At 44.1% G+C, this 14704-nt stretch carries 13 protein-coding genes; 3 read left to right on the forward strand and 10 right to left on the reverse strand.

Annotated elements, in window-relative coordinates; translation table 11 throughout:
• Nucleotides 1-32: 32 nt before the first annotated feature.
• The 5 genes from cydC to AACS00_RS06285 all read right to left on the reverse strand — a co-directional run bounded on the left by cydC (nt 33) and on the right by AACS00_RS06285 (nt 6582).
• Nucleotides 33-1754 carry a heme ABC transporter ATP-binding protein/permease CydC gene (gene cydC, locus AACS00_RS06265; RefSeq protein WP_110166841.1) on the reverse strand — a complete coding sequence of 574 codons (1722 nt, stop codon included), beginning with the start codon at nt 1752-1754 and terminating at the stop codon, nt 33-35.
• The gene (gene cydD, locus AACS00_RS06270) at nt 1747-3534 is read right to left on the reverse strand and encodes a heme ABC transporter permease/ATP-binding protein CydD (protein WP_110166842.1); all 1788 of its coding nucleotides are present in this window, start codon (nt 3532-3534) and stop codon (nt 1747-1749) included. Before cydD ends, cydC begins: the two co-directional genes overlap by 8 nt.
• Before the next feature lie 118 nt (nt 3535-3652).
• Nucleotides 3653-4612 carry a thioredoxin-disulfide reductase gene (trxB, locus tag AACS00_RS06275; protein ID WP_110166843.1) on the reverse strand — a complete coding sequence of 320 codons (960 nt, stop codon included), beginning with the start codon at nt 4610-4612 and terminating at the stop codon, nt 3653-3655.
• Nucleotides 4613-4752: 140 nt separating this feature from the next.
• A complete protein-coding gene (locus AACS00_RS06280) occupies nt 4753-6105 on the reverse strand; it encodes an MATE family efflux transporter (protein ID WP_072669266.1) in 1353 nt (450 codons plus the stop codon).
• A 12-nt stretch (nt 6106-6117) separates the two neighbouring features.
• Nucleotides 6118-6582 (reverse strand): MarR family winged helix-turn-helix transcriptional regulator, encoded by a 465-nt coding sequence (locus AACS00_RS06285; protein ID WP_072669265.1) that lies wholly within the window; start codon nt 6580-6582, stop codon nt 6118-6120.
• Nucleotides 6583-6983: 401 nt separating this feature from the next.
• On the opposite strand from AACS00_RS06285, the gene AACS00_RS06290 reads away from it, so the two are divergent.
• Both AACS00_RS06290 and AACS00_RS06295 read left to right on the forward strand, forming a co-directional pair.
• Nucleotides 6984-7640, forward strand: coding sequence for a 2OG-Fe dioxygenase family protein (locus AACS00_RS06290; protein WP_072669264.1), 657 nt, complete (start codon nt 6984-6986; stop codon nt 7638-7640).
• On the forward strand, nt 7624-8874 hold the full coding sequence (locus tag AACS00_RS06295; RefSeq protein ID WP_110166844.1) for a cysteine desulfurase-like protein: 1251 nt from the start codon (nt 7624-7626) through the stop codon (nt 8872-8874). Before AACS00_RS06290 ends, AACS00_RS06295 begins: the two co-directional genes overlap by 17 nt.
• A gap of 61 nt (nt 8875-8935) precedes the next feature.
• Here the strand turns inward: AACS00_RS06295 and AACS00_RS06300 are convergent, their stop codons facing one another.
• The 4 genes from AACS00_RS06300 to AACS00_RS06315 all read right to left on the reverse strand — a co-directional run bounded on the left by AACS00_RS06300 (nt 8936) and on the right by AACS00_RS06315 (nt 12760).
• Nucleotides 8936-9766: a DUF2797 domain-containing protein gene (locus tag AACS00_RS06300; protein WP_110166845.1), complete on the reverse strand. Its 831-nt coding sequence runs from the start codon at nt 9764-9766 to the stop codon at nt 8936-8938.
• Nucleotides 9767-9918: 152 nt separating this feature from the next.
• Nucleotides 9919-10674: a SanA/YdcF family protein gene (locus AACS00_RS06305; RefSeq protein WP_072669261.1), complete on the reverse strand. Its 756-nt coding sequence runs from the start codon at nt 10672-10674 to the stop codon at nt 9919-9921.
• Nucleotides 10647-10970: a DUF3392 domain-containing protein gene (locus AACS00_RS06310; RefSeq protein ID WP_072669260.1), complete on the reverse strand. Its 324-nt coding sequence runs from the start codon at nt 10968-10970 to the stop codon at nt 10647-10649. The genes AACS00_RS06305 and AACS00_RS06310 overlap by 28 nt, the downstream gene beginning before the upstream one ends.
• Before the next feature lie 101 nt (nt 10971-11071).
• The gene (locus AACS00_RS06315) at nt 11072-12760 is read right to left on the reverse strand and encodes an NAD-dependent malic enzyme (protein ID WP_110166846.1); all 1689 of its coding nucleotides are present in this window, start codon (nt 12758-12760) and stop codon (nt 11072-11074) included.
• A 358-nt stretch (nt 12761-13118) separates the two neighbouring features.
• On the opposite strand from AACS00_RS06315, the gene AACS00_RS06320 reads away from it, so the two are divergent.
• A complete protein-coding gene (locus tag AACS00_RS06320; RefSeq protein ID WP_110166847.1) occupies nt 13119-13517 on the forward strand; it encodes a transporter in 399 nt (132 codons plus the stop codon).
• A 56-nt stretch (nt 13518-13573) separates the two neighbouring features.
• Here the strand turns inward: AACS00_RS06320 and AACS00_RS06325 are convergent, their stop codons facing one another.
• Nucleotides 13574-14677, reverse strand: coding sequence for a phosphoribosylaminoimidazolesuccinocarboxamide synthase (locus AACS00_RS06325; RefSeq protein ID WP_110166848.1), 1104 nt, complete (start codon nt 14675-14677; stop codon nt 13574-13576).
• Between the last annotated feature and the right edge of the window lie 27 nt (nt 14678-14704).

A 14704-nucleotide genomic window follows, 5' to 3' on the forward strand; every position in this document is an offset into this window, starting at 1 on the left:
CTATGCTATTCAATACGTTGTTTATTGATTAGTTATAAAGTTTGTTGCAGTTGGAAGTATCGACCTTGTTGAGCGAGTAGTTGGTTATGATGGCCTTGCTCTACAATTTCTCCTTGATCAATCAGGCAAATCGTGTCCATCGATTCAAGATCAACCAAGCGATGAGTGATAAAAATAACCGTTTTATCCGCGAAATGAGATTGCAGTAGCGCCATAATTTGTTGTTCAGTTTGTTTATCTAAACCTTCAGTCGGCTCATCAAGCAGCAAAATTTTTCCATTATGAAGCAGTGCTCTCGCGATACCAATCCGGCGCTTTTCACCACCGGAGAGCTGACGTCCACCATCACCAAGCCAAGTATCTAGCCCTGGACCATCCAATAATTTTTCCAGTCCGACTTGATGAAGTCGCTGTTGTAATTCTTCGTCAGTAACATCAGGTTTAGCCATCAGAAGATTATCGCGCAAACTTCCGTTTAGAATATCCACTCGTTGACTAACGACACTTATGGCCCGGCGTAAATCGCTCTCTTGCCAATTTTGCAAGCGAGTGCCACCAATAGAGATTTCTCCTTGCGATGGATCCCAATAACGACACAGCAACTGAATGAGTGTTGATTTCCCCGATCCAGTTTGACCGACAATCGCCACTTTTTTTCCAGCTGGGATGGCTAGATTAATTTGATTAACCACAGTTTTCGTGGTGTCAGGATAAGCGAAGCTGACGCAATTAAATTGGATATCCAATTGCTCAGAATGCTGAGTCGATGACAATGGAAAAACAACCTCGGGCTCACTCAGGATGACTTCGTTCAAGCGACGGGCGGAGGTTAGGGTTTGACCTAAATATTGAAATGCACCAGCAATCGGCATCAGTAATTCAAAGCTGGCCATGGTTGCAAAGGCCATTAAGGCAATCATCGGATCGGGAGCCTGACCATTGACGCCATCTGCCGCTAACCAAAGCATGAGTAGCAATGCCCAGCCGTTAGCGAGAAGCAAGAGGGCTTGCGCAAGTCCGGTGTAATGGGTATTGATCTTTTGGTTATATAACAGCTTGTCTTGGGCTGTGAAAATCGCGCTACGGTAGCGCTGTTCAGCATTAAAAATAACCAGTTCACTATAGCCTTGCAGCCAGTCTAGAGTCGCAATACGCATCTGTGCTTTATGTTCTGTTAGTGCTTGACCATTTCGTTTACCGAGCAGGTAAAACAGCGGCGGCCAAACGAGCAGTAACGTCAGTAAGATAGCGCCTAACGTTAACCCTAAGCTCATATCAAACCAGCAAAGTAGGGCGGTTAATGCACCAATACCAAAAACACCAACGGTTACAGGGTTAATCAGTCTTAGGTAGACATGATCCATCGCGTTAATATCAGCGACTAAGCGATTGAGCAAATCCGCATCACGCAGATTATTGATTCGTCCCGGAATTAAGGGGGCTAATTTAGTAAAAAAGAATACGCGAAGATCGGTCAATAGCTTAAAGGTGGCATTATGGCTAACCACTCGCTCACCCCAACGTCCAGCAGTACGCTGCATGGCAAATCCGCGGACAAAAGCCCCAGGTAGCATATAGTTGAACGTTTCTCTGGCAATGGTTAATCCTGCTACCGCTGCCGCCGATAAAAACCATCCAGATAGAGTCAGTAAGCCAATAGACGCACACACTGTAAAAAAGGCCAATAACATACCCAGTGATAAGCCAAACCAATGTTTTTTATACAGTTTGAGATAAGGTAATAATTCACGCATCTAAATTCCCCTTATCGGCATCTTTTCTGGTTTGGTTTGCACTAAGCAGGCGAGAAAAGAGTCCCGGTTGTTGACTGAGTTGATGAAAATCACCCCGTTGAACGATCTGCCCTTCTTGCATCACTAAGATCTGATCGACAGAGCGTAGAGGTTCGAGTTGATGAGTCACAAACAGCGCTGTTTTGTCACTAATTTGTTGCGTTAAGCTACGCATCACTAGCTGCTCACTTTGTGCATCTAAGCTAGCGGTCGGCTCATCTAAGAGCCAGAATTTACCGTTTTGTAACATTGCTCTAGCCAGTGCTAAGCGTTGAGCTTGACCAACCGATAAGCCACCAGATCGATCACTAATGGGGTAATCCAGTCCATGTGAGGTGACAAACTCACGAGCAAAGGCATCATCCAGCACTTGATTTAACTGTTTATCGTCAACGCTTTCTTTACCCAAAGTGACATTGTCACGAATGGTTCCGTGAACTAAAAGCGGGTTTTGTCCAATCCAACTGATCAAGGCTCGCCAAGAGGCATGGTCGATTTGACTTAATTCTGTACCATTGATGGTTAAACTACCTTGATAGGGCATAAAGCCGAGCAGGGCATTGACTAGGCTGGTTTTACCCGCGCCACTGGGCCCCACTAACGCCGTGGTTTGACCATGGGCTAATTGAAAAGAGATCGGGCCAACGAGGGTTTTGCCTTCTAGACTTAATACCAATAAATCTTTGGCAATAATCTCGATAGAAGAGGGATTGTCCATAACCTGATGACCCGATTGGACTTGTTTGATATCAATGCTTAAGAAATCCACCATACTTTCAGCAGCCGCAATCGCCTGTTGTTTCGCATGATAAAAGGTACCTAAATCACGTAGAGGCTGGTAAAACTCTGGTGCAAGGATCAAAATAAATAATCCAGCAAATAGAGTCACGCCAGTACCGTAATATCCAAAATTGAGCTCGCCAATAAAGCTAAAGCCAAAATAAACCGCGGTGATAGCAATCGAGACCGATGCAAAAAATTCTAATACTGCAGAGGATAAGAAGGCAATACGTAAGATATCCATGGTTCGTTTACGAAACACTTCCGAAGCGCCAAGCATTTGCTCAGTTTCTGCTTGAGTACGATCAAATAAACGGATCGTCGTCATGGCCTGTAAACGATCATAAAAATGACCGGACAATCGTTGCAGCGCTTTAAAATTTTTCTTGCCTGCATCAGCGGCTTTCATGCCCACTAAAGCCATAAATAGCGGAATAAGCGGAGCGGTGATCAAGAAAATTAACCCTGCTGCCCAGTTGACTGGGAATACCACCACTAAAATGATAAAAGGGATCAATACAGCCAAAGCCATTTGTGGTAAGTAACGAGCAAAAAAATCATGCATTTCTTCGACTTGTTCGAGCGTTAAGGTTGCCCATGCACCGGCAGGTTTACCTTTAATGTAGGCGGGACCTAAATCACGAAGTTTATTAAAGATCAGTTGCCGAATGTAGGTTCTGATCTCTTGGCCTGCACGAAATCCAGCCATTTCTCTCGCCCATGAGCAGCCTGCGCGCAGTGCAATGGTCATGGCCAGTAAGCCGAAATGTGTGATTAACGTTTGTTTATCTACTTGCTCGATGATTAGCTGATGAAGAATGCTGGCGATCAAGGCGGCTTGCCCAAGCAAGAGCAAGCTAGAAATCACGCCTAACCCTATAGCAAGCATTAACCAGCGTTTGGCCAGTTTGCTTTGCTGCTTGAGCCAAAGATTGAGGCTGCGTTGCTTTTTCTTATCCATTTTAAAGGCTTATTGATCATTATTATGAAAGGTAAGTCGGCTAGTATACAAAAGAAAACCCAACGGATATACCGTTGGGTTAGTCAGTTGTCACACAAGAGGCACAATCGATGGTTTTTTATTTGCTATTGAGGCTATCAAGGTAGCGCTCAGCATCGAGTGCGGCCATACAACCTGTACCAGCCGAAGTGATGGCTTGACGATAGTTATGATCCATCACATCTCCTGCAGCGAAAACTCCAGGTACGCTCGTTTGGGTTGCATTACCTTCTAAGCCAGATTGAACCCAAATATAGCCATCTTTCATATCAAGTTGACCTTGGAAGATGTCGGTATTGGGTTGATGACCGATAGCAATGAAAACTCCCATGACATCGAGTTGTTCGGTTTGATCAGACTGAGTATCTTTTAAACGAACCCCGGTCACGCCCATCTCATCGCCAAGCACTTCATCTAACGTGCGATTAGTATGTAGGACAATATTACCGTTGTTGACTTTATCCATTAAACGGTCAATGAGAATCTTCTCTGAGCGGAAAGTGTCTCGACGATGAATAAGGTGAACTTCAGAAGCGATATTGGCAAGATACAAGGCTTCTTCGACAGCGGTGTTACCACCACCGACTACCGCTACTTTTTGATTACGATAAAAGAAACCATCGCAAGTTGCACAAGCAGAAACCCCTCGGCCTTTAAACGCTTCTTCAGAAGGTAGGCCTAAGTATTTTGCTGAAGCCCCCGTTGAAATAATTAGCGCGTCACAGGTGTATTCTTGGCTATCGCCTTTTAAGCGGAAAGGACGCTGAGAAAAATCAACCTGATTAATATGGTCAAATACAATTTCAGTTTCAAAGCGCTCTGCGTGTTGCTTCATCCGCTCCATTAAATTGGGTCCCGTTAACCCTTCTGGATCGCCTGGCCAGTTTTCAACGTCGGTAGTGGTGGTAAGTTGACCACCTTGTTGCATTCCTGTGACTAACACAGGGTTTAGGTTTGCCCGCGCTGCATAAACGGCAGCGGTGTAGCCAGCTGGGCCTGAGCCTAAAATAAGTAGTTTACAATGCTTTACATCGCTCATGATGACTCCGCTGTGAGTTCTAAAAAGTTAATCGATTGTAAGGAATAATGTTCGGGATGGAAAGGCATATATCCTGTCCGAATTTGCAGCAGCAGTGTAGATGATTTACCTTCTCTGCTACTGCAAGCCATTCAAGCCGGTTATGGTATGACAACGGAATCTGCTTGATGACCGAGTTTTTTCCATTGGCGGTATAACATAAAACCAACCAATAAAGATAAACAGACGTTGGATATTGGAACCGCAAGCCATACGCCATTTAAACCAAAGAAATGGGGTAAAACTAACAAAAAAGGAATCTGAATCATCATATTACTCATAGTGATAAACGTCGCTTTATTGCCTAGTCCTAAGGACTGGAACCACGTTGCGGTGAGAATCAGAAATCCGTCTAAAAACATGGCACATAAAAACAACCGCATTGCCCATGTGGTGGTGGTGAGCAGCGCTTCATCTCCCTGAGCAATAAAAAATTGCGCAAAGAAACTGGGTGACCATTGAATTGCTAGAACCAGAAAAATACCGCTGCCTAGGGTAAATGCGCTAGCAATTTTAAACGTTGCTTTGACGCGTTGTTTAAGATTGGCACCGTAGTAAAAGCTGGTCAGAGGCTGCATGCCTCCTGCTGTACCTTCAGCCATCAGATAATAAAAAGTCAGTAGATAACCAGCAATACTATAAGCAGCAACATGGATGGCTTGACCATGTTTGAGCAGCAGCATGTTGTGTAGCACAATAGAAAAACTGATGTACATATACATCAACATGCTCGACAAGCCAGTTTTTAGAATGTCGAACATCGCTTTACCTTGCCAGTGAAAAGCTTGCTTTGAGATCGGCAGTTGGCTGCGACGGCTTAGTAGATAGTTTAAACAGATCATGACTGAGATCAGCTCACCCAACAAAGTGGCAATCGCGGCCCCTTGCAATCCAAAACGGAGATAACCAATAAAGAGCGCATCTAAGGCAATATTACTGATCGCACCAATTCCCATTGCGAGTGTGGCTAAACGTGGGGCTCCGGCGTTGCGTACTAATAGAGGTAAAGCAATGCTGGCTAATACAATTGGAGCGCCTGCCATCATCCAATATAAATAGTCGGCTCCTTGAGAGTAAGCGCCACCCGTTGCGCCTTGAAAATGCAAAAATGTGGGACTTAGAAAGTGCAGTGTGATCCCGAGCGGTAAACCGACGCCGATCAGCAGTAATAGGCCGTGAATCAAATAATTAGTCGCTTGCGAGATATCGCCTGCGCCCATTTTTAGCGACGTATGAGCGCCAGCACCCATACCAATCATCATACCAAAGGCGAGTAATACGCCCACAAATGGCCACGCTAAGCTAATTGCGGCTAAGCCATCGGCACCAATAAAGTGGCCAACAAAGATACCGTCGACAATTTGGTAGGTGCCACTGACCATCAGAGCGGCAATGGATGGCAAAGTGTAGTGCCAAAACGCTTTGCCGACAGAAGTGCGCTGTAAATTTATCATGTTGTTTCTCAATTAATAAGGACGAGAGGCCAGTTGAGGTGGATCCATGTCCCCAAGGTCTAAATCACGACAAGCTTTGACTAATAACTGTTCCAGTAGTTTTAGTTCATCGCTGGTTAAGGTTTGTTTAAAGTGTGATAGCGCAGGTTGATAAACATCTTGTTCATAATCTCGCATGGCTAACATTTTGGCGCTAGGGAAAAGTCGTTGCGCTCGGGCATCTTCAGGACAAGGTTCGCGAATAATGTAACCTTGCTTTTTTAACTTGTTAACCATGGTACTGGCGGAAGCTTTACTCACTTTCATCTGCTCGGCCAATTCGGTCAAACGTATACCCTGTTCGGCGTGAGTGAGCAGGGTATATAAATATTGTAACTCGCTGCTTGTTAAATCTAGATTACCATTTTGTTTCGCGTATTCACGCCAGTGGTGCCATAAATGCCATTCTAAATGTTGTAAACAATGTCTTAAATCCACGATGTTACTCCTCACTTTAATTTAGTTAGTCTAACTAACTAAATGGGGAATGCAAGAGAATTAAAGCTCAGTTGTGTATGTACAAATTCTGGGTATGGCATGGGGAGTACATCAGTATGCAGAATGGATCGATTAAAGCTCGCTATTATTCTTTAAGGTAATGTATTTATTGAACTTTTTATTTTTTTAGACAGTCGGTCTAAAATTTAGCCCTTGAGAGGAATGGATTTAGATTTTATATCTAATATAAGTTTAAATTTTGGTTTTTTATATCTTATTACTGGCCTTGATTGGAATTTGTGGGCTGCCTAGCTTGAATAAAGCATATTTCTCCGTATTCTTTATGTAAATGAAGTGTTAATAAAAAGTATTTCGCATGTGTTTTCATTAAGGAGTCAATAATGTTATCTGCACATGAAACAACCTTACAAATTACTCATTTAAGTCCAGAGGCTACACGCCAATTAGCGCCATCGTTTGCCACGCTGCCTCATACTGAGCATGCAGACGGTAAATATCGCTTGCGTCGTTATTCGGTGATTCAGTATCGAGATGGTCAAGTGGTTTCTCTTGGAAAAAATGAGTTTGTGCAAAGTGAGGATATTAACCATTTTCAAGGGGATATTGTTCGTCAGTTTGAGCCTATTCTTGCCGAGACTCTAAATAGTGAGGGAATGCGAGAGGTATGCGAGTTATTTATGCAGGCAAATGAGTTACCGAATGGGCAAGAGATAGAGATTCACCAAATTCGAGTCACGGCGATTTATGATGAAACTCAAGTGGCTCCAGAAGGGGTTCATCAAGATGGTTTTGATCATATCGCTTTAGTCAGTATTGACCGCCACAACATCGTGGGTGGCGATATTATGCTTTATAACGACTGCCATGAAGCGCCATTTTTCCGTAAAGTGCTTGATAATGGCGAGGTGGCGATACTGGCAGACAGTAAGTTATGGCACAACGCGAGTCCCATTCGCTCGGTGGATCACACTCAAGAAGGGCATATGGATGTTTTTGTTCTAACCGCTAAGGATGGTCGTCATGAGCTTCACTCCTGAACAAGCACGGGTGCAGTTTTCTGCTTTAAGTCAGACCCATCACGGTAGGCCGGTTTATTTCTTTGATGGCCCTGGTGGTTCTCAGGTGCCTCGCTCGGTGCTGCAAGCGATGACGGATTATCTGGGGCACTTTAATTCTAATCTTGGTGGTCACTTTTTTTCGAGTCAGCGGACAACGGATCTCACGTTACAAGCAAGAGAGTCTGTCCAAGCGCTACTCAATGCTGAATCGTCGGGCAACATTATCTTCGGTGCTAATATGACCTCCTTGACGTTTCAACTCAGTCGAGCGATCAGTAGAGAGTGGCAAACGGGTGATGAAGTGGTTGTTACGGCCTTGGATCATTATTCTAACGTATCGAGCTGGGAGCAGGCCGCACAAGATAAAGGCGCACTGATTCATCAAGCGCGGATCAACCCTGAAAACGGTACGCTGGATGTTGATCATCTTTTAAGCCTGATTAATAGCAAAACTACTTTAGTCGCCCTGACGTATGCTTCGAATACGACAGGTTCAATCGTCGATGTCAAAAGGGTTGTCAAGGCCGCTCATGCGGTAGGGGCTCAAGTGTACGTGGATGCTGTCCATTATGCGCCGCATCATTTGATTGATGTCCAAGATTTGGAGTGTGATTTCTTAGCGTGTTCGGCGTATAAATTTTTCGGGCCCCACATCGGTATTGCCTATATCCACTCTCAATGGTTACACAGTTTGCAACCTTATAAAGTGGAGCCAGCAACGAATATTGGTCCCGGCCGATTTGAAACGGGAACGCAGAGTTTTGAAAGCTTAGCAGGCTTAGTGGCTGCGATTGATTATTTGGCTCAATGGGGAGAAAGCGGTGCACCTTTACGTCAGCGTTTGGCGCAGAGTTTTGCTCAATTTAATCAACATGAGCAGAAGTTGAGTGGTTATTTTCTTAGTAAGTTACAACAATTATCGCAAGTTCAACTCTATGGTCGATGGGAAGCAGACAGCGATAAGCGTACCCCGACGTTTGCGATTCGTATCGCTGATCATTCACCAGAATGGATAGCCAAGACGTTAGGCGAACAAAATATTTGTGTCTGGAATGGGCATTTTTATGCGCTGGGATTGATTCGTCAACTGGGGTTAGAAGCGAAAGGTGGGGTAGTGCGAATTGGTTTAATGCATTACAACACCGTTGAAGAAATCGATCAGCTTTTTAACGTATTGGCGCCATTGGTTGAGCCAGTATCGCTCGTCGAGTAACGCCGTCAGTCGCCATCGGGCAAACTTGTTTGCTCGATGGCTCGTTGGATTATTTCCGATATTATTCGTTGTAACTTACTTCTACTTCGTAAGCGGTGTATTTGCGAATGTTGATGACCCCGCTATCAAAAATCAGATATTGACCTTTAATACCTTGTAACACACCACTAACTAACGGCTGCTTATCAAAATTATGAGAGGTGATTTTGACTGGATGTTGTTCAACTGGATAACGAATTTCGGTGCCGTTCTCGTCCAACTCAATCACTGCATCGGCTCCAAATTGCTGCCTTAACTCTGCAATTTTTGAGGTTAATAATGGTGTTAATTTTGCGGCATGTTCGGCTAAAGGCAAAGGTTCTCCATCTCCTTTAAGTAGTGTTCGCCAGTTGGTTTTATCCGCGATATGCTTAGCCAGTTCGACTTCGAGTAAGCCTGAAATGTGTCGAGTTTTGACTTTATAGAGTGGTAATCCTTGAGTAGCGCCTTGATCTATCCAGCGTGTCGGAATTTGATTATGGCGAGTGATGCCGACTTTTAAGCTTGAGGTGTTGGACAGATAGACATAGTGATCGACCATACAGTGAGTTTGTGCCCATTCAGGTTCACGGCAGGTGCCTTGTTCAAAATGGCAGGTCTCTGGTTTCATGATGCACATATCGCAACTAGCAAGCTTCTTCATGCATACAAAGCAATGACCTTGAGAGTAACTTTTTTTGGTCTTTTTGCCGCATGAATGGCAAAAAATATTACCCGTATGATGAAGTGTCAGCGTTTTGCCGATCAGCGGATTAAGGTTGACCAAATGCTCGCCAACGGGAAGTTGGTAATGAACCGTTTGATGATGTTGAGCACGCATTTTTTGTAATACGCCGCGTATAGTTAAAGACATGACATCGCTCTTTTGTGTGTTGTTATCCCTTACTGACCGACACTTACGTTATTTATGACCAAGTTAATCAACGGATTATTGAGATCCGTAAGCCAGAGCTTAGGTTATTAACGATGTGTTTTCGGTCGTTTGGGTTTGGAATTATAGGTTTATTATTGAGTCCAATCAGACTCATCTACAGTGTTCTCGCTTAGTGTACCACTATCACGAGATTCAGACAGGATAGGTTCTTTTGGGCCGAGGAATCTCGGTTGCGTATCGAGTAAATAGAGATCTAAAACGGCTTTACTTCTCGCGAAGACTTCACGTAAACGTACTTTATACCCCAGATGATTTTTAGGACCCGGCACCGCTAAACAGGTGGCATTAATGTCGTGATGTTGAGCGATAAAGAGCGCGCGTTCACAATGGAAACGTTGAGTGACAATCAAGAAATCGTCGGTATCAAAGATGCGTTTCGCTCGGACAATCGAATCTAAAGTACGAAAGCCAGCATAATCGAGATAGATCTGCTCATCGGGCACACCCGCTTTGAGTAAATCACGCTTCATCGTCCAAGGTTCGTTATAAGATCGATGAGCGTTATCGCCACTCAGTAGAAAATAGTCAGTCTTGTCGAGTTGATAGAGCTCAACTGCCGCCTCAATACGGTGTAGATAATAATCGTTTAAGGTTCTGCCAAGGTATTTGCTGGTTCCTAAGACAACAGCGACATCAAACTTGGGTAATTTATTGATATCACTAATAATATATTGTTGTGTCTGCCAGCTTACCCAGCGGTCAATGGAAAAAATGACGGTCACTGCAATTAAGACAAGCAGTATCAGCAAAGCCACGCCGCGAAGAAACCAACGTAAAAGCGTTTTCAGTCGGCGAATCATTAAATTTGTCGGTTTTTTTGTGCCCATAAACCTATCACAATAAAACTGATCATGATGATACTAAACATCATGCCTCGCTCTAAGTTGGCCAGTGTGCGAGTTAAGTAAGGGCTGGCTTTGACAATCAGTAAACCATAGCCAAACGCATTGACGATAATAAAGACTAAAGTGCGGATAATAAAATGCTGGTTACGCATCAGGCGGCGTAGTAAGGCATTAACTTCTCCACCCAGCATCACCAACCAGCAGGCGATCAGCGCCATCGAGATTTCAGCGAGATAGGGGGCTAGATACTGACCGGCTGGGGCCAAAAAACTCATCATATCGGTACTCTAGTGATTAAAGCCTCGAAGCTGCTAACGTTGCACGACAAAACAGCGCAAACATTAACAGCTCCTATTAACGCTTTGTTCAACGGGACGGATTAAAAAGCGGTACGTTTGTAACGACGATAAGCAGGTTGCCAGAAATGCTGTTCAATGGCAACGTCCAAAGCTTCATCCGTAATTTCTAACGCAACACCTTGTTCTATCGCTTTTTTAGCAACAGCAAAGGCAATTTTCTTCGAGACAGAATGAATCGATTCTAGCGGAGGAAGAAGCGGCCCGTGACCATTAATCGCCAATGGTGAACAGAGTGATAAGGCTCGGCTCGATTCCATTAACATCTCATCGGTCACTCGTTTCGCTCCTACGGCGAGTACGCCTAAGCCAATCCCGGGGAAGATATAGCTGTTATTACACTGGGCAATCGCGTACGTCTTATCATCATGGATGACGGGAGCAAACGGGCTACCAGTGGCGACTAATGCTTCACCATTGGTCCAGTGAATAATATCGGCAGGCGTCGCTTCAACTCGACTCGTCGGATTAGAGAGAGGAAAAATAATCGGTCGAGGGCAATGCGCATGCATTTCTTTGATCACTTCCTCACTGAACAGACCCGGAGCACCGGAAACACCCACCAATACTGTTGGTTTGGCATGACGTACTACATCGACCAATGAGTAACCATTGCCTTCAGAAGTCCAATCTTGAGTATTGTCTTTTTTCTGTACCAGACGCTGTTGGAAATCAAGCAGATTCGGCATCCCTTCTTCTAATAGACCCCAACGATCGACCATGTAAACTTGTGAACGAGCTTGAGCATCAGAGATCCCTTCTGAGACCATCTGGGCAATAATCGCTTCGGCAATACCACAGCCAGCGGAGCCTGCACCTAAGAAGGTAATCCGTTGTTGTGATAATTGGCTACCAGCCGCTTTACACGCCGCCAGTAGCGAACCTACGGTGACCGCCGCGGTGCCTTGAATATCATCATTAAAGCAGCAAATGCGATTTTTGTAGCGTTCCAGCAGTGGCATGGCATTTTTTTGCGCAAAATCTTCAAATTGAATCAAAGCATCTGGCCAACGATGTTGTACCGCTTGGATAAAATCTTCGACAAAGTTATCGTATTCGGCTCCGGTGATCCGAGGATGACGCCAGCCCATGTACATCGGGTCTGCTAAGCGTTGTGGATTATTGGTACCGACATCCAATACGATAGGTAAGGTATAGGCTGGGCTGATTCCGCCACAAGCCGTGTAAAGTGATAATTTACCGATTGGAATGCCCATACCCCCAATCCCTTGGTCGCCAAGGCCAAGAATACGCTCACCATCGGTCACCACGATCACTTTAACGTTATGGTTTGCCGCGTTATTAAGCAGATCGTCGATACGATCTCGGTTAGCGTAAGAGATAAATAGCCCACGGCCACGGCGATAAATATTGGAGAAGTTTTCGCAGGCGGCGCCAACCGTTGGAGTGTAAATGATTGGCATCATCTCAGAGATATGATTTTGCACTAAACGGTAGAAGAGGGTTTCGTTTGTGTCTTGAATATTGCGCAGATAAATATGCTTATCCATATCACTTTCAAAGCTGCAATATTGTTGGTAGGCGCGAACGACTTGTTCTTGAATCGTTTCTGTTGATTCTGGAAGTAAGCCTTCCAAGTTAAAAGATGCACGCTCTTCGGCACTAAAGGCACTGCCTTTGTTCAATAAAGGGGTGCTAAGTAGCGCTGGACCAGCGTAAGGAATATAAAGCGGACGTTTATCGTTATTCATTTGGTGCCTATGTAGGGTAGGTGGGAACAGATGGTTAAAAATGATAGCGGCTTATCAGCTAAGTTGTAAATAGATAAGCCTTTACCTTTAAGTGATTATTTTCATTATAGACTCAATTGAAGTTTAAATCGGTCACCTTCGACCACTTTTGATTAGTAACCTTCTGTTGACGTGATAAATACGAAGAAGAAACATAGTGGGTTAAGGTTGTTTGTATCTTGTTAAAAGATTGGTGGTTTATATTCCAGTTAGGTGGGAATGCTTCGCATAAAAGATTGTTTTTATATATCGTATTGCTATATAAGTATTCCTGCATAATAGTAAGCGCGCTAGGATAGATTTTTACATTGAGGTAAACATGCAACAATCACAACGAGTTTCTGTCGTGTTTGATTATGCGAGCTTTTTAGGCGCATCGTGTACGAAACGATGGAATTTTTCTGAAATATTAGCCTCTTTTGCTCCCATCTTTGGTACCGTCTGGCAAGATACGGTTAAACAGAGTAAAACCCACGAAGAGCGGTTATGGGATTTGGCGTTCAGTACCTTATCTAGCCGTAGAAGTGATGAAGCCAATCTCATCGCATTGCTCAAGTTAGCAAAATCAGAAGGGATAGAAGAGCTCAAACTGATCATGCCTTATGCATTGGAACCAGCTCAGGTATCGTTGATCGAGAAAAGTGCTGAGGTTGTACTGCAGCCTGTTCAAGGGGATGAATTTTTGGTGACCATTACCCCATCTTCACCTACGATTTAACCTTTCTATCATTATCTGCACTCATCAATTCGATGATGAGTGCAGATAAAATGAGATTAAACAATTAAATCATAGTGTTCACGTAATATAGCAATGATCTCTTGTTTTGGGTTGCTGCTCAGTTTGATGGGGTGCCCAACAATTTTTTCTGCAATACTTAAATACGTGCGTGAAATATCCATCAACGCTTCTACTGGAAGTGCGTTATTTTTTGCCAACGCTTCGCGTTCTACCATGCGTTCTTTGTTGAGTAAAATATCTGGGTCGGGGAAGTAACTAAGTAAGAATTGACGGAAATCTTCTTTTGAATTTTCGACAATTTGTCCTTGCTGATAATATTTAGCATCCCAAATACGTGAAGAATCAGGCGTGCCGACTTCATCCATATAAATCAGTTTTTCTTGTCCGTTGGCATCTTTCACATAACCAAACTCAAACTTGGTATCGACAAACAGTTGTCCGATATTTTTTAGTGCTTCATTAATAACGTTAAAACCTTGCTTAAGCAGTGTTTCGTAAAGGTCGATATCAGCAGGGGTGGTGAAGTTAAATGCAGTAAAATTCTGTTCGATGTCGTGTCGAGTGATGTTAACGTCATCGGCTTCAGGAACACCAGGGATCCCAGTTAAAATGCCTTTGGTTGATGGCGTGATCAAAAGTTCAGGGAGTCGGCTATCTTTTTTCAATCCATCAGGAAGGGTAATGCCACAAAATTCGCGTTCACCTTTAGCGTAAGCACGCCACATCGAACCAGTGATGTATTGGCGGCAGATCGCTTCGATTTTAATCGGTTTGGCTTTTTGTACAATCCATACTAAAGGATGGGGAATATCGACGATGTGACTATCGGCTAACCCTTGTTGTTTGAAAAGGCTAAACCAATGGTTAGAAATAGCATTGAGCGCAGCGCCTTTACCTGGAACGCCTTTTAATCCTCCTTCGGCATGCCAAATACAATCGAAAGCAGAGATACGGTCACTGATCACCATAATCGCCAGTGGCGCATCTTTGGCAATCGGATAACCTTTTTCTTGGATCAATCGCTGGCTGTCTTGTTCAGTGAGCCAGTAAACCGAGCGGACTTTACCGCTGTGTACAGGCTGGTGAGTACGAATGGGGAGGTCGTCATTGACGGCAAGAACTTGATCAGCAAGGCTCATGAAACATTCCTATCTGGATTAAACAGC

Origin of the sequence: Vibrio sp. 11986-1-5 (genome assembly GCF_963878025.1) — a bacterium.
In the GTDB taxonomy this organism is placed as follows: domain Bacteria; phylum Pseudomonadota; class Gammaproteobacteria; order Enterobacterales; family Vibrionaceae; genus Vibrio; species Vibrio injensis.